27 protein-coding genes are annotated in these 23,636 nt (G+C 60.1%); 15 read left to right on the top strand and 12 right to left on the bottom strand.

Annotation, left to right across the window (positions count from 1 at the left end):
- Positions 1–44: 44 nt before the first annotated feature.
- The 4 genes from pyrH to FHX11_RS04530 form a co-directional block, all read right to left on the bottom strand.
- On the bottom strand, positions 45–764 hold the full coding sequence (gene pyrH, locus FHX11_RS04515) for a UMP kinase (protein ID WP_184355449.1): 720 nt from the start codon (positions 762–764) through the stop codon (positions 45–47).
- Between the two features lie 154 nt (positions 765–918).
- On the bottom strand, positions 919–1,845 hold the full coding sequence (tsf, locus tag FHX11_RS04520; protein ID WP_184355451.1) for a translation elongation factor Ts: 927 nt from the start codon (positions 1,843–1,845) through the stop codon (positions 919–921).
- Positions 1,846–2,117: 272 nt separating this feature from the next.
- A complete protein-coding gene (rpsB, locus tag FHX11_RS04525; RefSeq protein ID WP_184355453.1) occupies positions 2,118–2,888 on the bottom strand; it encodes a 30S ribosomal protein S2 in 771 nt (256 codons plus the stop codon).
- Between the two features lie 201 nt (positions 2,889–3,089).
- A complete protein-coding gene (locus FHX11_RS04530; protein WP_184355455.1) occupies positions 3,090–3,917 on the bottom strand; it encodes a cell envelope integrity EipB family protein in 828 nt (275 codons plus the stop codon).
- Between the two features lie 135 nt (positions 3,918–4,052).
- Between FHX11_RS04530 and FHX11_RS04535 the strand changes: the two genes are divergently transcribed.
- The 5 genes from FHX11_RS04535 to FHX11_RS04555 all read left to right on the top strand — a co-directional run bounded on the left by FHX11_RS04535 (position 4,053) and on the right by FHX11_RS04555 (position 7,311).
- Positions 4,053–4,520: a RidA family protein gene (locus tag FHX11_RS04535; protein ID WP_184355457.1), complete on the top strand. Its 468-nt coding sequence runs from the start codon at positions 4,053–4,055 to the stop codon at positions 4,518–4,520.
- Complete coding sequence (locus FHX11_RS04540) at positions 4,520–5,251, top strand: glycerophosphodiester phosphodiesterase (RefSeq protein WP_184355459.1); 732 nt, start codon at positions 4,520–4,522, stop codon at positions 5,249–5,251. Before FHX11_RS04535 ends, FHX11_RS04540 begins: the two co-directional genes overlap by 1 nt.
- Entirely contained in the window at positions 5,248–6,435 is a 1,188-nt protein-coding gene (locus FHX11_RS04545; protein ID WP_184355461.1) for a GNAT family N-acetyltransferase, read from the top strand. The genes FHX11_RS04540 and FHX11_RS04545 overlap by 4 nt, the downstream gene beginning before the upstream one ends.
- Positions 6,436–6,578: 143 nt before the next feature.
- Positions 6,579–7,007 (top strand): HIT family protein, encoded by a 429-nt coding sequence (locus tag FHX11_RS04550; RefSeq protein WP_184355463.1) that lies wholly within the window; start codon positions 6,579–6,581, stop codon positions 7,005–7,007.
- 13 nt (positions 7,008–7,020) lie between these two features.
- Positions 7,021–7,311 (top strand): Dabb family protein, encoded by a 291-nt coding sequence (locus tag FHX11_RS04555; protein WP_184355465.1) that lies wholly within the window; start codon positions 7,021–7,023, stop codon positions 7,309–7,311.
- A 192-nt stretch (positions 7,312–7,503) separates the two neighbouring features.
- On the opposite strand, the gene clpA is transcribed toward FHX11_RS04555, so the two are convergent.
- The 5 genes from clpA to cysE form a co-directional block, all read right to left on the bottom strand.
- The gene (clpA, locus tag FHX11_RS04560) at positions 7,504–10,029 is read right to left on the bottom strand and encodes an ATP-dependent Clp protease ATP-binding subunit ClpA (RefSeq protein ID WP_184355467.1); all 2,526 of its coding nucleotides are present in this window, start codon (positions 10,027–10,029) and stop codon (positions 7,504–7,506) included.
- A 10-nt stretch (positions 10,030–10,039) separates the two neighbouring features.
- Complete coding sequence (gene clpS, locus FHX11_RS04565) at positions 10,040–10,393, bottom strand: ATP-dependent Clp protease adapter ClpS (RefSeq protein WP_184355826.1); 354 nt, start codon at positions 10,391–10,393, stop codon at positions 10,040–10,042.
- A 289-nt stretch (positions 10,394–10,682) separates the two neighbouring features.
- Positions 10,683–11,051, bottom strand: coding sequence for a phasin family protein (locus FHX11_RS04570; RefSeq protein ID WP_184355469.1), 369 nt, complete (start codon positions 11,049–11,051; stop codon positions 10,683–10,685).
- A gap of 383 nt (positions 11,052–11,434) precedes the next feature.
- Entirely contained in the window at positions 11,435–11,638 is a 204-nt protein-coding gene (locus tag FHX11_RS04575; protein ID WP_107107923.1) for a DUF3126 family protein, read from the bottom strand.
- A gap of 130 nt (positions 11,639–11,768) precedes the next feature.
- Positions 11,769–12,632 carry a serine O-acetyltransferase gene (cysE, locus tag FHX11_RS04580; protein ID WP_184355471.1) on the bottom strand — a complete coding sequence of 288 codons (864 nt, stop codon included), beginning with the start codon at positions 12,630–12,632 and terminating at the stop codon, positions 11,769–11,771.
- 76 nt (positions 12,633–12,708) lie between these two features.
- Between cysE and FHX11_RS04585 the strand changes: the two genes are divergently transcribed.
- On the top strand, positions 12,709–13,509 hold the full coding sequence (locus FHX11_RS04585; protein WP_184355473.1) for an enoyl-CoA hydratase-related protein: 801 nt from the start codon (positions 12,709–12,711) through the stop codon (positions 13,507–13,509).
- Between the two features lie 5 nt (positions 13,510–13,514).
- Here the strand turns inward: FHX11_RS04585 and FHX11_RS04590 are convergent, their stop codons facing one another.
- The gene (locus tag FHX11_RS04590; RefSeq protein WP_184355475.1) at positions 13,515–14,300 is read right to left on the bottom strand and encodes an alpha/beta hydrolase; all 786 of its coding nucleotides are present in this window, start codon (positions 14,298–14,300) and stop codon (positions 13,515–13,517) included.
- Positions 14,301–14,502: 202 nt separating this feature from the next.
- On the opposite strand from FHX11_RS04590, the gene FHX11_RS04595 reads away from it, so the two are divergent.
- Together FHX11_RS04595 and FHX11_RS04600 are read left to right on the top strand one after the other, a co-directional pair.
- Positions 14,503–14,748, top strand: a complete 246-nt coding sequence (locus tag FHX11_RS04595; protein WP_184355477.1) for a zinc-finger domain-containing protein — start codon at positions 14,503–14,505, stop codon at positions 14,746–14,748.
- Between the two features lie 30 nt (positions 14,749–14,778).
- Positions 14,779–15,942, top strand: a complete 1,164-nt coding sequence (locus FHX11_RS04600) for an FAD-dependent monooxygenase (RefSeq protein ID WP_184355479.1) — start codon at positions 14,779–14,781, stop codon at positions 15,940–15,942.
- Here FHX11_RS04600 and FHX11_RS04605 read toward each other — a convergent pair whose 3' ends face one another.
- Positions 15,943–17,133 carry a cystathionine beta-lyase gene (locus FHX11_RS04605; protein ID WP_184355481.1) on the bottom strand — a complete coding sequence of 397 codons (1,191 nt, stop codon included), beginning with the start codon at positions 17,131–17,133 and terminating at the stop codon, positions 15,943–15,945.
- A 376-nt stretch (positions 17,134–17,509) separates the two neighbouring features.
- Between FHX11_RS04605 and FHX11_RS04610 the strand changes: the two genes are divergently transcribed.
- The 5 genes from FHX11_RS04610 to FHX11_RS04630 all read left to right on the top strand — a co-directional run bounded on the left by FHX11_RS04610 (position 17,510) and on the right by FHX11_RS04630 (position 22,157).
- Positions 17,510–18,535 (top strand): amino acid ABC transporter substrate-binding protein, encoded by a 1,026-nt coding sequence (locus FHX11_RS04610; protein ID WP_184355483.1) that lies wholly within the window; start codon positions 17,510–17,512, stop codon positions 18,533–18,535.
- Between the two features lie 91 nt (positions 18,536–18,626).
- Positions 18,627–19,817, top strand: coding sequence for an amino acid ABC transporter permease (locus FHX11_RS04615; RefSeq protein ID WP_184355484.1), 1,191 nt, complete (start codon positions 18,627–18,629; stop codon positions 19,815–19,817).
- Position 19,818: 1 nt separating this feature from the next.
- Positions 19,819–20,973, top strand: a complete 1,155-nt coding sequence (locus FHX11_RS04620) for an amino acid ABC transporter permease (protein ID WP_184355486.1) — start codon at positions 19,819–19,821, stop codon at positions 20,971–20,973.
- Between the two features lie 20 nt (positions 20,974–20,993).
- Positions 20,994–21,767, top strand: coding sequence for an amino acid ABC transporter ATP-binding protein (locus FHX11_RS04625; protein ID WP_184355488.1), 774 nt, complete (start codon positions 20,994–20,996; stop codon positions 21,765–21,767).
- A gap of 150 nt (positions 21,768–21,917) precedes the next feature.
- Positions 21,918–22,157, top strand: a complete 240-nt coding sequence (locus tag FHX11_RS04630) for a hypothetical protein (protein WP_184355490.1) — start codon at positions 21,918–21,920, stop codon at positions 22,155–22,157.
- Positions 22,158–22,187: 30 nt separating this feature from the next.
- Here FHX11_RS04630 and FHX11_RS04635 read toward each other — a convergent pair whose 3' ends face one another.
- Positions 22,188–22,655: an Lrp/AsnC family transcriptional regulator gene (locus FHX11_RS04635; protein ID WP_348649686.1), complete on the bottom strand. Its 468-nt coding sequence runs from the start codon at positions 22,653–22,655 to the stop codon at positions 22,188–22,190.
- Positions 22,656–22,759: 104 nt separating this feature from the next.
- Between FHX11_RS04635 and FHX11_RS04640 the strand changes: the two genes are divergently transcribed.
- Both FHX11_RS04640 and FHX11_RS04645 read left to right on the top strand, forming a co-directional pair.
- A complete protein-coding gene (locus FHX11_RS04640) occupies positions 22,760–23,368 on the top strand; it encodes a LysE family translocator (RefSeq protein WP_184355492.1) in 609 nt (202 codons plus the stop codon).
- An 87-nt stretch (positions 23,369–23,455) separates the two neighbouring features.
- The gene (locus FHX11_RS04645; RefSeq protein ID WP_184355843.1) at positions 23,456–23,599 is read left to right on the top strand and encodes a hypothetical protein; all 144 of its coding nucleotides are present in this window, start codon (positions 23,456–23,458) and stop codon (positions 23,597–23,599) included.
- Positions 23,600–23,636 lie beyond the last annotated feature (37 nt).

Below are 23,636 nucleotides of genomic sequence, written 5' to 3' on the forward strand. Positions count from 1 at the left end.
CCGTGTGGTAGGCGGCACCGGGAGAACCCGGCGCCACAGGAATGTCAATTGTCGGATACGATGGTCTTGCGACCGCCGCCGGTCAAGATTTCCGCGAAACCGCCCTCTTCGTGGATCGAGAAGACGATGATCGGAATGGAATTTTCGCGCGCCAGCGCCACGGCGGCCACGTCCATGACGGCGAGGCCCTTTTCCAGCACCTGGCTGTGGGTCAGATGATCGAAACGCTCGGCGTCAGGCACCTTCTTCGGGTCGGCGGAATAGATGCCGTCGACCTGCGTGCCCTTGAAGATGGCCTCGGCGCCGATTTCGGCGGCTCGCAACGCGGCGGCAGAATCGGTGGTGAAGAAGGGATTACCGGTGCCGCCGGCGAAGATCACCACGCGGCCGAGCGAGAGGTGATACAGCGTGGCGCGCTGCGAAAAGCTCTCGCAGATCTCCGGCATGGAAATGGCAGAAAGAACGACGGTGTCGATATCGAGCTTGCGCAGCGATGTCGCCAGCGCCAGCGCGTTGATGACGGTTCCGAGCATGCCCATATGGTCGCCGGTGACGCGATCGCCGCCCTTGGAGGCCACGGCGACACCGCGAAAGATGTTACCGCCGCCGACGACGACGCCGACTTCGACGCCCATTGCGCGCGCCTTTGCGATATCGGATGCGATCCGGTCAGCGACGGTAACGTCGATACCGAATCCCTGGCTGCCCATCAGAGCTTCGCCGGAGGCCTTGAGCAATACGCGCTTGTAGATCGGCTGGGACATCGTGGCTCCTTGAAGTGATCGCGGGGAAGATTGTGAAAGCCGGATACACGAAGGGCACCGCGTTGTCACGCGATGCCCACGGGTTTTCCCTGATATGGTTTCAACCAATCTTTGATATGTCACGCGTCGTCAACGGACGAGAGGCGCTCGCAGATCAGCCCTTGGCGACAGCCGCAACTTCGGCAGCGAAGTCGGTTTCTTCCTTTTCGACGCCTTCGCCGAGGAGCAGACGGGCCATGCCGACGACTTCGATCGGGGCACCGGCGGTCTTTTCAGCTTCCTTGACGGCAGCAGCGACCGTCAGGTCCGGATTGATGACGAAAGCCTGCGAGAGAAGAGCGACTTCCTCGAAGAACTTGCGCATGCGGCCTTCCACCATCTTCTCGATGATGGCTTCCGGCTTGCCGGATTCGCGGGACTGTTCGATGAAGACGTTGCGTTCGCGCTCGGCGACCGCGGCATCGACTTCTTCGGCGCGAATGGCCAGCGGGTTGGTGGCGGCAATGTGCATGGCGATCTGGCGACCGATCGACGTCAGAACGGCCTTGTCACCGACCGACTTCAGGGCGACGAGAACGCCGAGCTTGCCGATACCGTCGCCAGCAGCGTTGTGGATGTAGGTCGCGACAACGCCATGCTCGACTTCAAGCTTGGCGGCACGACGAAGCGTCATGTTCTCGCCGATGGTTGCGATCGCGTCCTTGATGGCATCTGCGACCGACTTGCCGGATGCGGGATAGGTCGCAGCCGAAATGGCTTCGACCGTGCCGTCGGTGGACAGCGCAACTTCGGCGATGCCGCGAGCGAGATCCTGGAAGGCATCGTTGCGGGCAACGAAGTCGGTTTCGGAGTTGAGCTCGACGACAACGGCCTTGTGACCGGCGCCGGCAATGGCGACCAGGCCTTCAGCGGCGGTGCGGCCGGACTTCTTGTCGGCCTTGGAGATGCCCTTGGCGCGCAGCCAGTCGATCGCGGCTTCGATATCGCCGTTGGTTTCGGTCAGCGCCTTCTTGCAGTCCATCATGCCTGCGCCAGACTTTTCGCGCAGTTCTTTCACCAGTGCAGCCGTAATCTCGGTCATAAGCTTCCTCTTGTCGGTTCATACGGTGCGGCGGCGGCATCAAGCCGAAGCGGCACCGATTTGAGGGACGAAATGTACCCGTAAGTATGACAGCGTTATGAAGCCGCGTCATACATGGAATTCTTGTCTGGAGCATGCCGGGCTTCACGCGCCCAGGCCATGCATCACCTAAAACAGAACAAGGCCGCCCGAACTCCTTGAAGTCGCAAACGGCCTTATCCCGGATATCAATGCGCTCGGGCGGACTGGATTGCGTCCGCCCCTCCGCGCGATCAGGCTTCGGTGCCGCCTTCGACCAGGGTCGGCTCGACCGGAGCTTCGACGGAAGCGCCGAGGTCACGGCCCGATGCGCTCTGCTGGCGGGCGATGCCGTCGATGGCAGCGCGCGAGATCAGGTCGCAGTAGAGGGCGATGGCGCGCGAGGCGTCGTCGTTGCCCGGGATCGGATAGTCGATCAGGTCCGGATCGCAGTTCGAATCGATGATGGCGACGACCGGGATGCCGAGGCGCTTGGCTTCGTCGATCGCGATCTTTTCCTTGTTGGTGTCGATGATGAACATCAGGTCCGGGGTGCCGCCCATATCGCGGATACCGCCGAGAGCCTTGTCCAGCTTTTCGCGCTCGCGCTCAAGGTTCAGACGTTCCTTCTTGGTGAAGCCCTGGGCTTCGCCGTTGAGGATTTCGTCGAGCTTGCGCAGGCGCTGGATCGAGTTCGAAATCGTCTTCCAGTTGGTCATCATGCCGCCGAGCCAGCGGGCGTTGACGTAGTACTGAGCCGAGCGCTTGGCGCTGTCGGCGATCAGTTCGGACGCCTGACGCTTGGTGCCGACGAACAGAACGCGGCCGCCACGGGCAACGGTGTCGCTGACAACCTGCAGGGCGCGGCTCAGCAGCGGAACCGTCTGTGCGAGGTCGATGATGTGGATGTTGTTACGATCGCCGAAGATGTACGGCTTCATCTTCGGGTTCCAGCGATGCGTCTGGTGGCCGAAGTGAACACCAGCTTCCAGAAGCTGACGCATAGAAAAATCAGGCAATGCCATGCCTTTGACTCCTTTTCCGGTTGAACCTCCGCAAGGCGAACAGCATCCTCTTCGAAGATGCCACCGGGCGGAACCATCCGGATTTCTCCCGGACAATCCCATGCCTTACGTGTGGAATGCGGGTGCCCTTACATTCGATTCGCCGGGAATGCAAGGGCGAGACGAAAAAAAGAGCGATCAGGCCGGCTTTGACCCGATACCTTACTGGCAAGCCTTGGCGTCGAGCACTTCCAGCTTGGAGAGCTTGCCGGTCAGGACGAAATCTCCATAGTCCATGGTCAGGTCGCGGGTGATGCCGTTTTCATACAGCTTGAACGACATGCGGTAGACCGGCATGGCGTCGCCCTTTGACTTCTCGTTGAAATAGGCGACCGTCACCGGCCAGAACGGCGTCTTGGCGAAGGCGCCGGCTTTGTCGGCATCGGGATCGTCCTTGGCGGGCACCTCCTGCTTGCCGACGACCGTGGTGGCGATCAGCGGCTTGTCGCCGTCGTCGGAACCGTCGAACACCTGGGCTTCGAAGAAATTCCTGCCCTGCTTGGCATTGTGGATGATGTCGAGCATGTGCTCGGTCGGGAAGCGGCTCTGGATCAGCTCGACCTGTTTGGCCTGCGGCTGCGTCAGGTCCACCTTGATGCCCTTCTGGTCATCCGTCGCCGCGCCGCGCACATCCTTGTCGAGCTGGTCGTCGGTGTAGGACTTGGTCTCGAAGCGGAAAACGCGCTTGGCGAGATCCTCGAACGTCGTCGTCTGCTGGTCGCTGACGCGCGTGGTTTCGCCCGTATCGATCTGGGTGACGAAGCGGAAATTGGTGGTGAAACCGGTGCAGTCGGAACCGTCGAATTCATAGACCATGCGGCCGAACATGCCGGCGATGCCGGAGCGGTCGGTGGCGTCCTTGAGCTCGAGATCGTAGACGGCGCGATGCGCGATCAGCCCGCTCGGGCCGGCGGCTTGGGCCGTGGATGCGCCCAGAGACGCGACGCCCAAACTCGAAACAACAACGGCGGCCAGACTCGAGCGGAACATTCATTATCTCCTGTTGGACTCGCACGCGATGTTATAAGAACGCTTTCGGCTAAAACGAGACTGCCGATCCACATTGACGGAATTTAGTCTTGATGCCGGATTTTTGACGATTTTACAACAAAACGGGAGATGAAAATGTCCGACGCTATCGAAGGCCGCTTGAAGGAGCTTGGCATCGTCCTGCCGCAAGCCGCCGCGCCGGCCGCGAACTATGTTCCCTATGTCATCAGCGGCAATCTTCTTTATCTCTCGGGACAATTGCCGATGGAAAACGGCAAGATCGCCGTCACCGGCCATCTTGGCGGGAATGTCGACGTTGCCGGCGGCCAACGCGCCGCCGAGCTGTGCGCCATCAATATCCTCGCGCAGGCGAAGGCGGCGCTTGGCGGCGATCTCGGCCGCATCAAGCGCCTGGTCAAGCTGAACGGCTTCGTTGCCTCGGTGCCGGAGTTCGTGGAACAGCACCTCGTCATCAACGGCGCCTCCAACCTGCTGGCCAATGTGCTCGGCGAAGCCGGCAAGCATGCCCGCGCCGCCGTCGGCATGGCGGCGCTGCCGCTCAATGCCGCTGTCGAGATCGATGCCATTCTGGAAATCGCCTGATGAGCAGCATCGCCTGGCTGACCGAGCGCCCCATCGCCCATCGCGGCTATCACGACATGAACAAGCAGGTTTGGGAAAACACGCTTTCCGCCTTTAGCCGGGCGATCGAGGCGGGCTTTGCCATCGAATGCGATCTTCACTATGCCTCGGACGGCGTTCCGGTCGTCTTCCACGACGACGACCTGCAACGCGTCTGCAACCTGCCCGGCGAAGTGCGCGAGCGTACCTCGGCCGAGCTGGGCCTGCTGTCGATCGGCGGCACCAGGGACAAGATCCCGACGCTGAAGCAGCTCCTGCGGCTCTGCGACGGCAAGGTGCCGCTCGTGCTGGAGCTCAAGGGGCGCGAGGGCGATGATGACGGCTTTGCCGAATCCGTGCTGGAAGTGCTGGAAGGCTATAAGGGGCCTGTCGCCCTGATGAGCTTCGACCGCTGGCTGCTGAAGGATCTGAAAGCGTTGAAGGCACCCTACCCCGTCGGCCTGACGGCGGAAGGAATTCAGCCCGAGACGTTTTTTCAGCATGACGAAGCCATGCAGCTTGGGCTAGACTTCATCTCGTATTTCTATGGCCACCTGCCGAACCCCTTCATCACGGCGCAGCGCCAGCGCGGCATTCCGGTCATCACCTGGACCGTCCGCGACGAAGCGGCCCGCAAACATACATTCGCCAATGCAGACCAAATGACCTTCGAAGGGTTCGATCCAAGGGAAAGTTCTGCCCTCACCTCATGACAGACGAATTATCCATTCGCGTAGAACGGTCTTTCAAGAATATCGCCCCGGAGAGCTGGTCCAGGCTTGCCGGGGCATCGAGGACGGGCACGCTCCTGCCTTACAATCCTTTCGTTTCACATGCCTTCCTGTCCTCGCTTGAGGAGTCCGGCTCCGCCACCGACAGGACGGGCTGGCTCGGCAGCCATCTGTTGCTCGAAACCGATCGCGGCGAGTTGATCGGCGCGGTGCCCGGTTACCTCAAGAGCCACAGTCAAGGCGAATATGTCTTCGACCACGGCTGGGCCGATGCATTCGAGCGCGCCGGCGGCCGCTATTATCCGAAGCTGCAATGCTCTATCCCCTTCACGCCGGCGACGGGACCGCGGCTGCTCGTCGCCGAGGGACGGGATCGCCGGGCGATCCAGCCGGCGCTCGCCGAAAGCCTGAAAGAGGTGACCCGGCAGATCGGCGTCTCCTCCGCCCATATCACCTTTCTGCCGGACGATGAGATCTCGGTCTTCGAAAGCGACGGCTATCTGCACCGCACCGACCAGCAATTCCATTTCATCAATGACGGCTACGCCAATCACGACGCCTTCCTGGAAACGCTGGCCTCGCGCAAGCGCAAGGCATTGAAGAAAGAGCGCCGCACCGCGCTCGAAGACGGAATCAGCATCGACTGGCTGACGGGCAGCGACCTGACCGAAGACATCTGGGACCAGTTCTTCGCCTTCTACATGGACACCGGCAGCCGCAAATGGGGGCGGCCCTATCTCACCCGCGCCTTCTATTCGCTGATCGGCGAGCGCATGGCCGACGATATCCTATTGGTCATGGCCAAGCGCGCGGGCCGCTATGTCGCCGGCGCGATCAACTTCATCGGCGGCGAGACCCTATACGGCCGCCATTGGGGCTGCATCGAGGACCACCCATTCCTGCATTTCGAAGTCTGCTATCATCAAGCGATCGATTTCGCGCTCGCCAAGGGGCTGAAGCGGGTCGAGGCCGGCGCGCAGGGCGAGCACAAGCTCGCCCGCGGCTATCTGCCTGTCATCACGCATTCGGCGCATTATATCGGCCATCAGGGCCTGCGCCGCGCCGTTGCCGACTATCTCAAGCAAGAGCGCGAGCAGGTGGAGGAGATGAGCGAGATCCTGACGGAACACAGCCCCTTCCGCAAAGGCGAGCGGCAGGATAACTAGAGCAATTCCAGGAAAAGTGTGCCGCGGTTTTCCGGCCGGAATTGCGTAAAAACAAAGAGCTAGAGAGTTTCTATGCTTCCGTGAAGCGTAGAAACTCTCTAGCTTCTCCGCATATGCATAATCGGAAGACGAGGAGACCCTTCATGACCAGCCCGGCCTATGACAGCAACAATATCTTCGCCAAGATCCTGAAGGGAGACATCCCCTCGGTGCGCGTCTACGAAGACGAGCACACGGTCGCCTTCATGGATGTCATGCCGCAATCGCCCGGCCATACGCTGGTGGTGCCGAAGTCTCCGTCGCGCAATCTGCTCGACGCCGATCCGGCCGCCCTGCCGCATCTGATCACCACCGTCCAGAAAATCGCCGTTGCGGTTCAGGAAGCCTTCGATGCGGATGGCGTCTATATCGCGCAATTCAACGAGCCGGCCGCCGGCCAGACGGTCTTCCATCTGCATTTCCACATCATTCCGCGTCACGAGGGCGTGGCGCTGAAGCCGCATTCGGGCAAGATGGAGGATGGTGCGATCCTGGCGGAAAATGCCAGGAAGATCGTCGAAGCGCTGGGCTGAACTGGAGACGCGGATGATTCGCCATACCGTCGCCTTTCGCCTGAAACATGCGGCCGGCTCGGCCGAGGAGGCCAGATTTCTCAGGGACGCCCTTGCTCTGAAAGAGATACCAGGCGTCCGGAACTTCGAGCAACTTCGGCAGACCAGCTCCAAGAACGACTTCACCTTCGGCTTCTCAATGGAGTTCGATGACCAATCGGGCTACGACGCCTATAACGTCCACCCGGACCACGTTGCCTTCGTTCGGGACCGCTGGGTGCCTGAAGTGGAATCCTTCCTCGAAATCGATTACACGCATCTCTAGAGCGTTTCAGCGCTTTCCAGAAGCGCCGAAGCGCTCCAACCATTTGTTTTTACGCAATTCCGGACGGAAAACCGCTTCGCACTTTTCCTGGAATTGCTCTAGTTTTTTATGAATACATCAGAATAAGCATATAAAAAGGCTACATTGTTTCCAATGCAGCCTTTTCAATTTTCTCAAGCGGCCAAGCGGCAATTACTTGCGCGGCACTTTCGGTACCGTGCTGCCCTTACGGGGCGACTTGCCATCCTGCACATCGCCGGCGGCGGCTGCCGTCTTCGCAGAACGGCGGGCGTCGGGCGCCGTGCCGCTCTTGCCGACACGGCTCCGCGTCTTGACGGTGTCGCCGTCATCCTCTTCCACCTCAACCACGGCGTCGACCACTTCCGCCTCCGGCTTCGGCCGGATCGGCGCGGTATCCGCGACGGAATCGAGCAGGATACCGGTGGTGCCGTCGTCCTTCTTGCCGACGGTGACCTTGACGACGCCGCCCTTCTTCAGCTTGCCGAAGAGGATTTCGTTCGCCAGCGGCTTCTTGATGTTTTCCTGGATGACGCGCGCCAGCGGACGGGCGCCCATCTTGTCGTCGTAGCCCTTCTCGGACAGCCAGGCGATCGCATCCTCGTGCAGGTCGAAGGTGACGTTGCGTTCGGAAAGCTGCGCCTCGAGCTGCATGATGAACTTCTGCACGACCTTGTGGATGACCGTGGTCGGCAGCGGCGCAAACGGAATGGTCGCATCCAGGCGGTTGCGGAATTCCGGGGTGAAGAGCCGGTTGAGGGCCTCTTCATCCTCGCCCGTGCGCTTGGACGAACCGAAGCCGATGGCGGCCTTGGCCATTTCCGATGCGCCCGCATTGGTCGTCATGATCAGGATGACGTTGCGGAAGTCGATCTTCTTGCCGTTATGGTCGGTCAGTGCGCCATGGTCCATGACCTGCAGCAGGATATTGAAGATATCCGGATGCGCCTTTTCGATTTCGTCGAGCAGGACGACGCTGTGCGGATGCTGGTCGACGCCGTCGGTCAGAAGGCCGCCCTGGTCGAAGCCGACATAGCCGGGAGGTGCGCCGAGCAGACGGGAAACCGTGTGACGCTCCATATATTCCGACATGTCGAAGCGCAGCAGCTCGACGCCGAGCGACGAGGCAAGCTGCTTGGCGACTTCCGTCTTGCCGACACCGGTGGGGCCGGAGAAGACGTAGCAGCCGATCGGCTTGTTGGGTTCGCGCAGGCCCGCGCGGGCAAGCTTGATCGCGGTCGACAGGGCTTCGATCGCCGTATCCTGGCCGTAGACGACCGAGCGCAGCTCCTGCTCCAGATTGGCGAGAACCATCTCGTCATCCTTGGATACCGTCTTCGGCGGGATGCGGGCCATCGTCGCGATGGTAACCTCGATCTCCTTCTCGGTGATCAGCTTGCGGCGCTTCGACGGTGGCAGCAGCATTTGCGCCGCACCGGTTTCGTCGATGACGTCGATCGCCTTGTCCGGCAGCTTACGGTCGGAGATGTAGCGAGCCGACAGCTCGACCGCCGACTTGATGGCGTCGTTCGAGTAGCGCAGGTGATGATACTCTTCGAAATAGGGCTTCAGGCCCTTCATGATTTCGATGGCATCTTCGATGCTCGGCTCGTTGACGTCGATCTTCTGGAAGCGGCGGACCAGCGCCCGGTCCTTCTCGAAGAACTGACGGTACTCCTTGTAGGTGGTAGACCCGATGCAACGGATCGCCCCCGAGGACAGAGCAGGCTTCAACAGGTTCGATGCGTCCATCGCGCCGCCGGAGGTCGCGCCGGCACCGATGACCGTATGGATCTCATCGATGAACAGCACGGCGCCCGGATATTCTTCGAGTTCCTTGACCACCTGCTTCAGGCGCTCTTCGAAATCGCCGCGATAACGGGTGCCGGCCAGCAGCGTGCCCATGTCGAGCGAGAAGATGGTCGCGTCGGCCAAAGCCTCCGGAACCTTGCCCTCAACGATGCGCTTGGCGAGGCCTTCGGCGATCGCCGTCTTGCCGACGCCGGGGTCGCCGACATAGAGCGGATTGTTCTTCGACCGGCGGCACAGAACCTGGATCGTACGGCTGACCTCGGAATGGCGTCCGATGAGCGGATCGATCTTGCCGTTCTTGGCCTTCTCGTTGAGATTGACGCAATAGGCCTTCAGCGCGTCCTGCTGCTTCTTGTTGCCGCCCTCCTCCTGCTCGCCGCGGGAGGTCGGCTTGCTCTCGGATTCGCTGTCTTCGGCGCCGCGTGGCGTGCGGGTCTGGGAGGCCCCCGGACGCTTGCCGATGCCGTGAGAAATATAGTTGACCGCGTCGTAGCGGGTCATTTCCTGCTCCTGCAGGAAGAAGGCCGCATGGCTTTCCCGTTCGGCGAAGATCGCGACGAGAACGTTGGCGCCGGTCACTTCCTCGCGGCCCGAGGATTGCACATGGATGACGGCGCGCTGGATGACGCGCTGGAAGCCGGAGGTCGGCTTCGAGTCCTCGTCATAACCAGTGATCAGGTTTGAAAGTTCATTATCGACGTATTCAGTCAGAGTCTTACGGAGCGCGTCGAGATCAACATTGCACGCGCCCATGACAGCTGCGGCATCGGCGTCGTCAACCAGCGCCAATAGCAGATGTTCCAGCGTGGCATATTCGTGATGCCGCTCATTCGCGTAGGTCAGTGCCTGATGCAGCGCCTTCTCAAGACTAGGCGAAAATGTTGGCACGTTGAGATCCTCACTTCTTTTCCATAACACATTGCAGCGGATGCTGGTGCTGCCGGGCAAAATCCATCACCTGGCTCACCTTCGTTTCAGCTACTTCATATGTATATATCCCGCATTCGCCGACGCCGTGATTATGGACATGAAGCATGATGCGGGTGGCACTCTCGAGATCCTTTTGGAAGAAACGCTCCAGGATATGGATCACGAAATCCATGGGCGTGTAGTCGTCATTCAGAAGCAGCACGCGGTATAGGTTGGGTTTCTTGGTCTTGGCCTTGGTGCGCGTAATCACCGAGGTCCCGCGATTTCCGTTGTCCCCGTTCCTTTCGCTGTCGTTTTGCATCCGGATCGGCTCAGCGATCATTTCATTCATTCCTCAAATCATCCGGCAGAAGCTGACGCATTCCGACTTGGCAAACTGGATTGGGCAACTGACACTGTCGGGCCGGATATCCGAACCTCTAACTTAGTTCATATTGGTGTGATTTTAAGCCCCCTGCCGGACACTGCAATCACAATTCGTCGCCAAAACGGGTCGTGATCAAAAAAGTCACGGTCAAGGTCACGCCGAAAGCGGCGACCGAAAACACAAAAGGCCGATTGCGGCATGCGCAACCGGCCTTTCGAAAAATTACCAGCCCTGAGCGAAATGCTTAGGCCGCAGGCGCAACCGAAGCGGCGGCCTTGCTGGCAGCCTTTGTGGCAGCGGCAACCGGGGCTTCGAACGGCTTGTATGCGGTCTTGGCGAGATCGGCGTACAATTCGCCCAGCTTGGTCGCCTCAGCGACGAAACTTTCGTAGGAAGACTTCACGAAGTTGCTCTGAAGCTCGAAAGCGGCTTCGAAGCTCTTGACGCCGGCAAGCGTCTCCAGATGCGCAACACCGTCCTGGAAGGACTTCTTGGAATATTCGGCGGTTTCGGTAGCGATCGCCTGAAAACCCTTGCTGACATCGGAATAGCTCTTCAGCGCCGTGTCGATGGCTTCTTTACCCTTCTTGTTCGCTTCGTCGAAATTGAACATGTTTCTCCGTCCCTATGTTGACTGACCGATGGCCCGTTTACGAGGACAAGAGTTAAATGCAGCGCACAAATAGTCAAGTAGTCTTGTGCGATGCAATATCCATTCTGGATTGTATTTTCAGGTAAGGCGAGCCGGTGATGAAGGAGGTCAAACAGCATCCTTCTGATTTTGCTAAAATATATCAAGCAAGTTGCAACTGCAGGCTTTGTGAGAAAAATTCTTGCCTGCCCAAGAAATCCGGCTTTTGGCCTAAACCAGGCCCAATTCAGCTCGAAATGGCGAGCATCTAGGTTATTTCCGGGCGATTATTCAAAAAAAGAGCCGCATTCCGATGAGAATGCGGCTCTTTTCGAGATTGAGGCAATCGAAAACCGACCTTTCGATCAGAGATCGACGTCCAGGATTGCCATGGAGAAATTGTAGGAACGGTCGCCGTCTTCGTCGTCGATATAGACAACGCCCAGAAATTCTTCGCCAAGATAGACTTCCGCCGAGTCGTTCTTGCGGGGACGAGCCTTGACCACGATCTGCGGGTTGAACGTGCGCTTGAAATAGGCGTCGAGTTTCTTGATTTCGTCAGGCTTCACAATTTATCTCCGCGAGGATTCTTTGGGTTTGGCCGCTTCTTGCATAGGAAAAGCGGCAGTGTAAAGACCGGAAGCGCGCCTTCCATCCCGGCCGGCGACGCAACATCCCGAAAATCAGGCAGGACTTTCCTTAGATCCCGGCGCCCATGATCTGGTCGACGATGATCTTTTCGGCAAGCAGCTGATCCATCGAACGAGAGGGCTCGGAACAGCCGGCCTCACCGACCACCTTGGCCGGAACACCGGCCACCGTCGTCTTCGGCGGCACTTCCTTCAGCACGACCGACCCGGCCGCGATGCGCGAGCAATGGCCGATCTGGATATTGCCGAGGATTTTCGCGCCAGCGCCGATCAGGACGCCATGCGCAATCTTCGGATGGCGGTCACTGCCCTCCTTGCCGGTGCCCCCGAGGGTGACGCCATGCAGGATCGAGACATTGTCGCCGATGACGGCGGTTTCGCCGACGACCAGGCCGGTTGCGTGGTCGAGGAAAATGCCCTTGCCGATGCGCGCGGCCGGGTTGATATCCGTCTGAAACACGCTGGAGGAACGGCTCTGCAGATAAAGGGCGAAATCGCGTCGGCCACGGTTGAGCAGCCAATGCGCCAGACGATGAGTCTGGAGCGCATGGAAACCCTTGAAATAGAGAACCGATTCCATGAAGCGCAGGCAGGCGGGATCGCGATCATAGACGGCCTGGATATCGACGCGCAGGATCGAGCCCCATTCCGGCCAATCGGCCAGCATTTCCTCGAAGGTCTGGCGCAGCAGGATGCCCTGCATGTCCGGGTGGTCGAGGCGCTCGCAGATCCGGTAGATGACGCATTCTTCCAGCGACCGATGATTGATGATCGTCGAATAAAGGAAGGCAGCCAAAAGCGGATCACGGTCAGCCGCGGCGCGGGCTTCCTCGCGCATGCTGTCCCAGATGGGATCGACGACCTTGACGGAGCTCAAGCCCTCGACCGGGCGGATGTCCGTTGCTGCGACCATTGGCGGTCTCCTGATTTCCTATCGATGGGACATTATATAGAGTAAAAGTCCGACAACATAAATGGGTCAGGAGCGCATGAGTTTCGAGCGTGATTTTGCCGGTGGTCTTCTGCGCGCGCGTTGCCGCGATATGGTTGCCATACTCACCATCGACAATCCGGATCGGAAAAATGCGGTCACCGCCGCCATGTGGCGGGCGATACCGCAAGCGCTGCGCGCCCTGACCGACGAAGCGCATGCGCATGTGATCGTCATTCGCGGCGAAGGCCGGGATTTTTCCGCCGGCGCCGACATCAGCGAATTCGACCATTTGCGCAAGGATACGGAGACCGCCGTCGCCTACGAGGCGCTGAACAGCGATGCCTTTACCGCCATCCGCCATTGCCGCGTGCCGACGATCGCCGCCATCCGTGGCGTTTGCTATGGCGGCGGCTTCGGGATAGCAGCCGCCTGCGACCTGCGTGTCGCCGAAGAGGGCGCGCGCTTCTCCGTGCCCGCGGTTCGCCTCGGCATCGCCTACCCGGCCGATGCCGTGCAGGATATCGTCAATGCGCTGGGGCCGCAGATGGCCAAGGTCGCATTGTTCACCGGCGCGCCGATGTCGGCCGACAAGATGCTTGCCGCTGGCTTCGTGCTGGAAGAGATCGCCACCCACGCCTTCGATGACGAAGTTTCAGCGCTGGCCCATGCAATCGCCGCCAATGCACCCATCGCGCTGCATGCCTCGAAGCTCGCGGTGCGCGCCGTCGTCGAACAGGACAGCGACCTTCTGCGTGAGGCCGAGGTCATCGGCGCCGAAACCTTCGACAGCGCCGATTATGCCGAAGGCCGCGCCGCTTTCGCCGCCCGGCGGAAACCGCATTTCACCGGCAAGTGACTTCTTTATCGAGCGGCAAGCCGCTCGTAGAAATCGAGAACCGCCTGCTTGAACAGCTTGTCACCGACGGCAAGCATGTGGTCACGGTTCGGAATGTCCAGCGCAATGGCATGCGGCATCAGTTCGGCAAGCTCCTGCGCCGAGCCGGCAATGTCGTCCTTGGTGCCGACGGCGATCAGCGTCGGCGCCTCGACCTTGGCGACATCCTCTCGGGCGGCAAGATCGCGCGATCCCATGATGCAGGCAGCCAGCGCCTCGCGGTCGCTCTTCGTCTGGTCGGCGAAGGCGCGGAACATGCGGCCGCGCTGATGCGTGACGTCGTCGAGCGAGGGGGCTAGCAGCGCGTCAGCGATCGGGTCCCAATCGCCGACTCCATCGACCATGCCGATACCGAGGCCGCCGAGCACGAGCGAGCGAACGCGATCCGGATGCGCCATCGCCAGGAAGGTCGAAACGCGCGCGCCCATCGAATAGCCCATCACATGGGCCTCCGGGATGCCGAGATGATCGAGCAGGGCGACGGCATCCTCGGCCATGAGCCAGGGGTGATAGGCATCGGCATCGTAGGATTTGTCGCTCGCGCCATGGCCGCGATTGTCGATGGCGATGACGCGATAGCCGGCATCCCCCAGCGTCTTCAACCAGCCCGGATTGACCCAATTGGCAACCGCAGTCGAAGCAAATCCGTGAATGAGCAGCACCGGCGCGCCATTCGGATCGCCCTCGTCGAAATAAGCGAGCTTCAGGCCGTCATGCACGAAATGGGAAAAAGGGGGAATATTCAGATTCATCGCAAGGTCTTCGCAAACATGGTCTCTTTGGCGGCGGAGCTTATTTTATCGGCGATATCAGGTGAACCCCGCAGCCCGAGAAAATCTGTGCGCCGAACCGGACTTTCGCACTACACAATCGGCAAGAAGGATTATAAAGAGAGGCGACCAAGTCTGGCGCAACATTCATGCCATCCAGGGCAAGACGTATTCGGAGATCATCATGGCCGGCCACAATATTCCCCATTTCCAGAACGACGGCGGACATCGCGCGATCGAGATCGGCGTGAAGGAATTCATGTGCACCGGCGCTTCGGTCCCCTACGACCATCCGCATATCTTCATCGATTTGGGCGATGAGAACGAAAAGGTCTGCCCCTACTGCTCGACGCTCTATCGCTACAATCCGTCCCTGAAGGCGGATCAGACCAATCCGGCCGGCTGCATCTTCAATTTCAAGGCCGCCTGAACGCGCAAGGATCGGATCGGACATAGCTGAATGCCGATCAAGAGCGCCGCGATCATCGGTGCCGGGATAGCCGGCCTCACAGCGGCGTTGGCGCTGGCAAGGCGCGGCATCCCTTCGACAATCTTCGAGCAGGCCGAAGCGCTGACCGAAGTCGGCGCCGGCCTGCAGCTTTCTCCCAATGCCACGCATATCCTCGACGCGCTCGGCGTGCTCGATGCGCTTGTGCCCATCTGGCTGGAACCGAAGGAAATCAGGCTGGTCTCCGGCTCATCGCTGCGGGCGATCGCCTCCGTTCCCAGCGGCAGTTTCGCGAAAGCGCGCTGGGGGGCACCTTATGGCACAGTCCATCGCGCCACCCTGCAAAGGGTGCTTCTCGGTGCCGTCACGGCCAATCCGCTGTGCACGCTGCATCTCGGCCGCCATCTCGACACCACCAGCAGGCTGGCGTTCGACGCGATCACGGGCGTGGAGGCCGATCTGGTGATCGGTGCCGACGGCGTCTGGTCCAAGGCGCGCGCGCTGGTGCTCGGCGCGCCCTCGCCCGGCTTTTCCGGCAATATCGCCTGGCGTTTCACCATTCCCGAAGCGCTCGCGCCCTCCATTCTGGACAGGACGAGCGTGACGGCTTTCCTCGGCTCCTCGGCGCATCTCGTCTGCTATCCGATCCGGGAAAATGCCGCCTTCAATATCGTGGCCAATACGTCCGGAAGCAGTGCCAGCCACGACTGGGACACCACCGGCACCGAAGCCCAGCAGGCCCACCTGCTGCGCCGCTTTTCCGGCTGGAATGCCACCATCAGAAAAATGCTGGAACAGCAGGAACAAGCAACCTTCTGGCCGCTCTATGAAGCAGGCGCCGGGCGCTGGCACAATGGCAAGGACGTGGTGCTGATCGGCGATGCGGCGCATGCCATGATGCCCTTTGCCGCCCAGGGTGCCGCCATGGCGATCGAAGACGCCTTCGAACTCGCCGGCATGGTTGCCTCGCGCCCGCTGCCCGAAGCGCTGGAGCTTTTTGAAAGGCATCGCACCCCGCGCATCGCAAGGCTGCGCCAGCGCGCCGCCTTCAATCAATTCGCCTACCATGCCCGCGGTCCGGTGCGGCTGGCGCGCGATCTCGTCCTCTCCATGCGTCCGCCGCAAAGCCTCGCGGCGGATCTGGATTGGATCTACGGCTACCGCGCCATCGGCTGATCAGACCTCTTTGGCGGCAGCAAAGCCCTTTTCGATATCCGCCTTGATATCGGCGACATCCTCAAGACCGATCTGCAGGCGCAGCACCGGCCCTTCCGTCGGTGCCTTGGTGACGCGCCGGTCCTTCAGGCTGACGTGCAATGCGAGGCTTTCGAAGCCGCCCCAGGAATAGCCGAGGCCGAAAATCCGGAGCGCATCGAGGAAGGCATGCGCCTTCGCCTTGAACTTCTCCGGGCTATCGACGGCGAGCACGAAGGAGAAGATGCCGCTCGATCCCTTGAAATCGCGCTTCCAGATGGCATGGCTCGGGAAGCTCGGCAGGGCCGGATGCAGCACGCGCGCGACCTCCTCTCGCCCCTCGAGCCACTCGGCGACAGCGAGTGCACTCTGCTGATGCCGCTCCAGCCGCACGCCCATGGTGCGCAAGCCTCTCAACACCTGATAGGCGTCGTCCGGCGCGCCGCAGATGCCGAGCTGGCCATGGGTGTCCAGCAACTGCTTCCAATGCGCCGCATTGGCGGACACCGTTCCCATCAGAATGTCGGAATGTCCGGCCGGATATTTCGTCGCCGCGTGAATGGAGATGTCGACGCCGTGATCGAGCGGCTTGAAATAGAGCGGCGTCGCCCAGGTATTGTCCATGGTAACGACGCAGCCATGCCGGTGAGCCGCGGCCGAAATCGCCGAAATATCCTGCATTTCGAAAGTGTTGGAACCCGGCGCCTCGGTATGCACCAATTTGGTGTTCGGCTTGATCAACTGCTCGATACCGGCGCCGACCAGCGGATCGTAATAATCGACCTCGACGCCCAGGCGCTTCAGCATGGTATCGCAGAAGAAGCGCGTCGGCCCGTAGACCGAATCAACCACCAGCGCATGATCGCCGGCGGACAGGAAGGCGAGGAACGGTATGGTCACTGCGGCAAGGCCCGATGGCACGATGACCGTTCCCGCCGACCCCTCCAGCTCATCCATCGCCTCGCAAAGCGCATCCGTCGTCGGCGTGCCGCGCGTGCCGTAGGTATATTTCTGGTCGTGCGTCTCCATGGTCCGCGCATTGGGGAACAATACCGTGGATGCACGGACGACCGGCGGGTTGACGAAGCCATGATAGTCGGATGGCGAATAGCCGATATGGGACAGGCGCGTATTGATGCCGGCGTCCTGCAGCGGAGTGTCTTTGTCTTTCATGCCTGGATATGCCTTTGGTGCTGTGGGACTTCGATTTTTGGCGATCAAGTCCCGCCGGGTCAACCCGGCAGTACCCGGAAAGACCTCTAATTACTTAAGATCTAAAATAATGAATTAGCGGAAGTTTGCGCTGTTTTCGCGCAGATTTTTGGCAAAACGCCGCCTAAATAGCAGCCAAACGCCTCATTTCGTGCCGCCACGAGCGAAAATGCCGAATAATTCCTCAATAATTCGGGCAGAGTCTTGACCGGAAATGCATTTGCGACTGTGATAGGACGGCTCGCACCGGGGAGAGTGAGGGAACATGGTTCTCCAGGAACCGCCTTCGGGAGCGATATAATTTTAACAATAAAACAATAGGCAAAGGTTGGGAAAGATGAAAAAGTTTGCTCTGTCCGTATTCCTCGGCGCTGCGGCCCTGGCATATACGACGTCTGGCGCGTCGGCTTCGACGCTGAGCGACGTGAAGGCCAAGGGCTTCGTACAATGCGGCGTGAATTCGGCCCTTCTGGGCTTTTCGCAGCCGGACGCATCCGGGAACTGGTCCGGTTTCGACGTCGATCTGTGCAAGGCCGTGGCCGCAGCCGTCTTCGGTGACGTGACCAAGGTGAAGTACACGCCTCTCAGCGCGAAGGATCGCTTCACGGCTCTGCAGTCGGGCGAAATCGACCTGCTGTCGCGTAACACGACCTGGACCATCAGCCGCGATACCGCGCTCGGCCTCAACTTCCGCCCCGTCACCTACTACGACGGCCAGGGCTTCATGGTCCGCAAGGAACTGAACGTGAAGTCGGCCCTCGAACTGTCCGGCGCCGCCGTCTGCGTCCAGTCCGGCACGACGACGGAACTCAACCTCGCCGACTACTTCAAGACCAACAATCTTCAGTACAATCCGGTGGTCTTCGACAAGCTCGAGGAAGTCAACGCCGCTTACGACTCCGGCCGTTGCGACGTCTACACCACCGACCAGTCCGGCCTTTATGCGCTGCGCCTGACGCTGAAGAACCCCGACGACAATGTCGTCCTGCCGGAGATCATCTCCAAGGAGCCGCTCGGCCCGGCCGTTCGCCAGGGCGACGACCAATGGTTCGACATCGTCAGCTGGACCGCCTATGCGATGGTTAACGCCGAAGAATTCGGCATCACGCAGAAGAACGTCGACGAGATGAAGAACTCGGCCAACCCGGACATCAAGCGCTTCCTCGGCGCTGAACAGGGCTCGACGCTCGGCACCGACCTCGGCCTTACCAATGACTGGGCCTACAACATCATCAAGGGCGTCGGCAATTACGGCGAAGTCTTCGACCGTAACATCGGCGCTGGCAGCCCGCTGAAGATCGCTCGTGGCCTGAATGCCCTGTGGAACAAGGGCGGCATCCAGTACGCACCGCCGGTCCGCTAAGCCCCGGCCGCATGATTTCGGAGAAAGGCGGCTTCCGCCTTTCTCCTTAGAAAACAAGCCCGAAACGGGCACACTGGGGAAAAAACTCCGCATGGCAACAACCACGAATTCGCCCGAGGGCGAAAGCTCCGTCGTATCCACGATTTACAATCCGAAGGTCCGTGGCCTGTTCTATCAGGTCCTTACCCTTCTCATTCTGTTGGCGATCGGCTGGTTCATCGTCCACAACACCATTCTCAATCTGCGCGCGACCAACCAGCCCTTCGGCTTCAGCTTCCTCGTCGGGCGCGCCGGTTTCAATCTCGGACAGGCGCTGATTCCCTTTTCGAGCGACTCGACCAATACCAACGCGCTCGTTGTCGGCCTGCTCAATACGATCCTGATCTCGGTATGCGGCATCATCGCCGCGACGATCATCGGCTTTCTCGTCGGTATCGGGCGCCTCTCGCACAACTGGTTGATCGCCAAGCTGAGCCAGGCCTATGTCGAGCTCTTCCGCAACATTCCGCCGCTGCTGGTCATCTTCTTCTGGTATAGCGGCGTGCTGGTCTTGCTGCCGCAGGCGCGCGATGCCCTGCATCTGCCGTTTTCCACCTATCTCAGCAATCGCGGCCTCGCCGCTCCGAGCCCGATCTTCGGCACCGGCATGTGGGCTGTCGGTATCGCCTTGATCGTCGCCATCGTCGCGGTATTTTTCCTGGCGCGCTGGGCTCACAAGCGTCAGGCCGCGACCGGCCAGCAGTTTCACACCATCTGGGTCTCCATTGCCCTGCTCGTCGGCTTGCCGTTGCTGGCCTTCTTTGCGACCGGCATGCCGCTTTCCTTCGACTATCCGGTGGCCGGCAAGTTCAACCTCACCGGCGGCTTCGTCATCGGTCCGGAATTCATCTCCCTCTTCCTGGCGCTTTCCTTCTACACCGCGTCCTTCATCGCCGAAATCGTACGCGGCGGCATTCGCGGCGTGGCAAAGGGGCAGTCGGAAGCGGCAGGCGCGCTCGGTCTCCGCGCTTCCGCCATCACCCGCTTGATCGTCATTCCGCAGGCACTGCGCATCATCATCCCGCCATTGACCAGCCAGTATCTCAACCTGACGAAGAACTCGTCGCTCGCCATCGCCATCGGCTATGCCGATCTCGTGGCCGTGGGCGGCGTCATTCTCAATCAGTCCGGGCGCGCGATCGAGGTCGTCATCATCTGGATGATCGTCTATCTCACGCTCAGCATCCTGACCTCGCTGTTCATGAACTGGTTCAATGCCAAGATGGCTTTGGTGGAGAGATAAGATGTCCGACGCAAACCAAGGCTTCGTAAGCAAGACCATTCTCCCGCCGCTGCCAGCTCCCACGAGCGAAAAGGGCGTCGTCCACTGGGTGAGAAAAAACCTGCTGGCGACACCGAAGGACGTGGTGCTGACCGTCCTTGCCATCGTCTTCCTCGCCTGGGCCATTCCGCATATCGTCAACTGGCTGTTCCTCCACGCGGTATGGAGCGGCACCGACCGCACCTTCTGCGCGACGACGGTACAGGGCGGCACGCAGCCCGATGGCTGGAGCGGCGCATGCTGGGCATTCGTCCGCGCCAAGTTCACCATCTTCATGTTCGGCCTCTATCCGCCGGAAGAACGCTGGCGGCCGATCCTGGTCGCGATTCTCACCGTTCTGATCATCACACCCCTGCTGATACCCGCCGTTCCCAGGAAGGGGCTGAATGCCATCCTGGCCTTCATCGTGCTCCCGATCCTGGCATTCTTTCTGCTTTACGGCGGCTTCGGCCTCGAGGTGGTGGAAACCAACCGCTGGGGCGGCCTGATGGTGACGCTGATCCTGTCGTTCGTCGCGATCGGTGTATCCATTCCATTCGGCATCATGCTGGCGCTCGGACGGCGTTCGAAAATGCCCGTCATCCGCATGCTGTGCGTGCTCTTCATCGAAGTCATCCGCGGCATTCCGCTGATCACGGTGCTGTTCATGGCCAGCGTCATGCTGCCGCTCTTCCTGCCGCAGGGCTGGACGATGGACAAATTGCTGCGCGCCATGGTCGGCGTTTCGCTGTTTACCTCGGCCTATATGGCGGAGGTCATTCGCGGCGGCCTGCAGGCGGTTCCGAAGGGGCAGTTCGAAGGTGCCGATTCACTCGGCCTGGGCTACTGGCAGAAGATGCGGCTGATCGTGCTGCCGCAGGCGATCAAGCTGGTCATCCCCGGCATCGTCAACACCTTCATCGGCATGTTCAAGGACACCTCGCTGGTGTCGATCATCAACATGTTCGACCTGCTTGGCATCGTCCGCCAGAACTTCGCGGATGCGACCTGGGCAAGCGCCGTGACGCCGATCACGGGCCTTGTTTTCGCCGGTTTCATATTTTGGCTGTTCTGCTTCGGCATGTCGCGCTATTCAGGCTTCATGGAACGCCATCTCGACACTGGCCACAAACGATAAGAATCGAGGGAAATAAGAATATGGCTGACGCTCAACCGAAAAAACTGACCATTTCCGACACGGAAGTTGCGGTCGAAATCATCGGCATGAACAAGTGGTACGGTGACTTTCACGTGCTGCGCGACATCAATCTCAAGGTCATGCGCGGCGAGCGCATCGTCATTGCAGGCCCGTCCGGCTCCGGCAAATCGACGATGATCCGCTGCATCAACCGCCTGGAAGAGCACCAGAAGGGCCAGATCATCGTCGACGGCACGGAACTGAGCAACGATCTGAAGAAGATCGACGAAGTGCGCCGCGAAGTCGGCATGGTGTTCCAGCACTTCAACCTCTTCCCGCATCTGACGATCCTGGAAAACTGCACGCTGGCGCCGATCTGGGTGCGCAAGATGCCGAAGAAGCAGGCGGAAGAAATCGCCATGCATTTCCTGACCCGCGTCAAGATCCCGGATCAGGCGAAGAAATATCCCGGCCAGCTTTCCGGCGGTCAGCAGCAGCGCGTGGCGATCGCCCGCTCGCTGTGCATGAACCCGAAGATCATGCTGTTCGACGAGCCGACCTCGGCGCTCGACCCGGAAATGATCAAGGAAGTGCTCGATACCATGGTAGGGCTTGCCGAAGAAGGCATGACCATGCTCTGCGTCACCCACGAAATGGGCTTCGCCCGCCAGGTCGCCAACCGCGTGATCTTCATGGACCAGGGCCAGATCGTCGAACAGAACTCCCCGAAGGAATTCTTCGACAATCCGCAGCATGAGCGCACCAAGCTGTTCCTCAGCCAGATCCTGCACTGATCCAGCGATTATCGGACAATCGAAACCCGTCGGCCGTGACACGGCCGGCGGGTTTTCAATTTGATGCGCGCCCCTCATCAAGCATCGCATTAACCATCTTGACACTCGAAGCGAACCAGAACATTGTGCGAACAAACGAGGGCAAGCACAATGGCATCCGGCGAAAAATTCATCATCCTCCCTTACAGGAAGAACCGGGGAAATCTGGTTCCGGGGGAGATGCGGCAGGCATCGAGCGCCGTCAGCGCCGAGAAGATCGCCTCCTCCATGTCCTCCCGTTTCGTCGGCGTGGCCGCCTATGCCGTCATCGTCGATGAAGAGACCGGCGACATGAGCTCCCCTCGCCTTCTCGCCCGCCACGGCGAAATCGCGGACCTGAACGCCGCCTGATCTTGCTTGCAGCTAAACCAGCTAAGACATTCAGCGCAAAGGTAAGGCGTAGGTCTGCTTGACGATTTGGCTTGGCACATCGGTCTTGACGTTCTGAATACCGTTGATCTTGGTGAGGTGCGTCGACTGGAACTGCCGGTAATCGTCGAGATCGGAGACAACGACACGTAGCAGCGCATCGCTTTCGCCGAGCATGATGTAGCATTCCATGACCTGCGGTAGCTTCTTCATTGCCGCCATGAAGTGATCGATCGTTTCGGCGTCCTGGGCGGTCAACCAGACGCGGGCGAACATCGAGAGGGGCAAGCCCGCCTTGACTGGATTGACCACCGCCACGTAGCGATCGATGATGCCAGCCTCCTCCAACAGCTTCACCCGCCGCAGACAGGGCGATGGCGACAAACCCACTTCCTTTGCCAGTTCGATATTCTGGAGACGTCCGTCGCGTTGCAACGCCCGCAATATACGCTTGTCGATATCATCCAGCCGCATTGGCATTCCCTACCAATAATCCGAGTAATCGGAATTTCAATGCCAATTAATTGGGAAAAATTGGCGTCTTTGCAACCGGGTTGCGTGCATTTCCTCCTATGATGCCAATCATGGACAACACAAATCTGCTTTTCTTCGCAGTCACGGTGCTGCCGCTCATCTGCACACCTGGCCCGGACATACTGTTCGTGGCATCGCAAACCCTGTCGGGCGGCGCGGCGGCCGGATTGCGCGCGACCGCCGGTGTCTGCCTCGGCTACGTGCTGCATTCCGCCCTTGTAGCGCTCGGCGTGGCCGCCATCATCGCCACCTCGCCGGTGCTCTTTGCGGCCCTGCGCTGGCTAGGTGCCATCTACCTGATCTATCTCGCAATTCGGTTGATCCGCTCCTCGATGAAATCCGGCAGGCTCACGCTCTTCGCAACGGCCGGCACAAACCAGCTTCAGCAAGGCTTTCTCACGGCCCTCCTCAACCCAAAAGGTATGATGATCTACTTCGCCATCCTGCCGCAGTTCATGCAGCACGAGGACAATATCGCCCTGCAAGCCTATGTTCTCTCGGCGATCTTCATCGGACTATGCGCCGCCATCTACACCATGCTCAGTTTCGTGATTGCGGCAGTCGGCGCACATGGCCGCTTCAATGACCGCCGCCGGCGATGGATCGAAGGAATAGCGGGCGGTCTCCTTCTCGTCGCCGCCGGCAGGTTGGCCGCGTGAGCCAGCCTATAGCGCAACATCACGAAGGCGATATACTATCGCCTGCCGCGCGAGACGCGGCTTTCGCGAGGCGTTGGGGAGCGGGGCGTGAAGAAGAGTGACAGGATCATCATGACATTTGCGCTTCTGGGCGTGGCGATCATCGTCATAAAGCTCGTCGGCACGATATCCGGATACGACCTGATCGACATGGCGGTAAACGCGACCAGGCCAGCGGATGCGGGCGGGTGAATGGCGGCAGCTCGGTAAGTCCCCCAATCGGCAAGAT

The sequence above is a fragment of the Rhizobium sp. BK602 genome (assembly GCF_014195095.1).
Taxonomy (GTDB): domain Bacteria; phylum Pseudomonadota; class Alphaproteobacteria; order Rhizobiales; family Rhizobiaceae; genus Rhizobium.

Excerpts from the sequence above, each read along its gene's own strand:
- pyrH (WP_184355449.1), bottom strand. The coding sequence starts at position 764 with ATGTCCCAGCCGATCTACAAGCGCGTATTGCTCAAGGCCTCCGGCGAA.
- tsf (WP_184355451.1), bottom strand. The coding sequence starts at position 1,845 with ATGACCGAGATTACGGCTGCACTGGTGAAAGAACTGCGCGAAAAGTCT.
- rpsB (WP_184355453.1), bottom strand. The coding sequence starts at position 2,888 with ATGGCATTGCCTGATTTTTCTATGCGTCAGCTTCTGGAAGCTGGTGTT.
- FHX11_RS04530 (WP_184355455.1), bottom strand. The coding sequence starts at position 3,917 with ATGTTCCGCTCGAGTCTGGCCGCCGTTGTTGTTTCGAGTTTGGGCGTC.
- FHX11_RS04535 (WP_184355457.1), top strand. The coding sequence starts at position 4,053 with ATGTCCGACGCTATCGAAGGCCGCTTGAAGGAGCTTGGCATCGTCCTG.
- FHX11_RS04540 (WP_184355459.1), top strand. The coding sequence starts at position 4,520 with ATGAGCAGCATCGCCTGGCTGACCGAGCGCCCCATCGCCCATCGCGGC.
- FHX11_RS04545 (WP_184355461.1), top strand. The coding sequence starts at position 5,248 with ATGACAGACGAATTATCCATTCGCGTAGAACGGTCTTTCAAGAATATC.
- FHX11_RS04550 (WP_184355463.1), top strand. The coding sequence starts at position 6,579 with ATGACCAGCCCGGCCTATGACAGCAACAATATCTTCGCCAAGATCCTG.
- FHX11_RS04555 (WP_184355465.1), top strand. The coding sequence starts at position 7,021 with ATGATTCGCCATACCGTCGCCTTTCGCCTGAAACATGCGGCCGGCTCG.
- clpS (WP_184355826.1), bottom strand. The coding sequence starts at position 10,393 with ATGATCGCTGAGCCGATCCGGATGCAAAACGACAGCGAAAGGAACGGG.
- FHX11_RS04570 (WP_184355469.1), bottom strand. The coding sequence starts at position 11,051 with ATGTTCAATTTCGACGAAGCGAACAAGAAGGGTAAAGAAGCCATCGAC.
- cysE (WP_184355471.1), bottom strand. The coding sequence starts at position 12,632 with ATGGTCGCAGCAACGGACATCCGCCCGGTCGAGGGCTTGAGCTCCGTC.
- FHX11_RS04585 (WP_184355473.1), top strand. The coding sequence starts at position 12,709 with ATGAGTTTCGAGCGTGATTTTGCCGGTGGTCTTCTGCGCGCGCGTTGC.
- FHX11_RS04590 (WP_184355475.1), bottom strand. The coding sequence starts at position 14,300 with ATGAATCTGAATATTCCCCCTTTTTCCCATTTCGTGCATGACGGCCTG.
- FHX11_RS04595 (WP_184355477.1), top strand. The coding sequence starts at position 14,503 with ATGGCCGGCCACAATATTCCCCATTTCCAGAACGACGGCGGACATCGC.
- FHX11_RS04600 (WP_184355479.1), top strand. The coding sequence starts at position 14,779 with ATGCCGATCAAGAGCGCCGCGATCATCGGTGCCGGGATAGCCGGCCTC.
- FHX11_RS04605 (WP_184355481.1), bottom strand. The coding sequence starts at position 17,133 with ATGAAAGACAAAGACACTCCGCTGCAGGACGCCGGCATCAATACGCGC.
- FHX11_RS04610 (WP_184355483.1), top strand. The coding sequence starts at position 17,510 with ATGAAAAAGTTTGCTCTGTCCGTATTCCTCGGCGCTGCGGCCCTGGCA.
- FHX11_RS04615 (WP_184355484.1), top strand. The coding sequence starts at position 18,627 with ATGGCAACAACCACGAATTCGCCCGAGGGCGAAAGCTCCGTCGTATCC.
- FHX11_RS04620 (WP_184355486.1), top strand. The coding sequence starts at position 19,819 with ATGTCCGACGCAAACCAAGGCTTCGTAAGCAAGACCATTCTCCCGCCG.
- FHX11_RS04625 (WP_184355488.1), top strand. The coding sequence starts at position 20,994 with ATGGCTGACGCTCAACCGAAAAAACTGACCATTTCCGACACGGAAGTT.
- FHX11_RS04630 (WP_184355490.1), top strand. The coding sequence starts at position 21,918 with ATGGCATCCGGCGAAAAATTCATCATCCTCCCTTACAGGAAGAACCGG.
- FHX11_RS04635 (WP_348649686.1), bottom strand. The coding sequence starts at position 22,655 with ATGCCAATGCGGCTGGATGATATCGACAAGCGTATATTGCGGGCGTTG.
- FHX11_RS04640 (WP_184355492.1), top strand. The coding sequence starts at position 22,760 with ATGGACAACACAAATCTGCTTTTCTTCGCAGTCACGGTGCTGCCGCTC.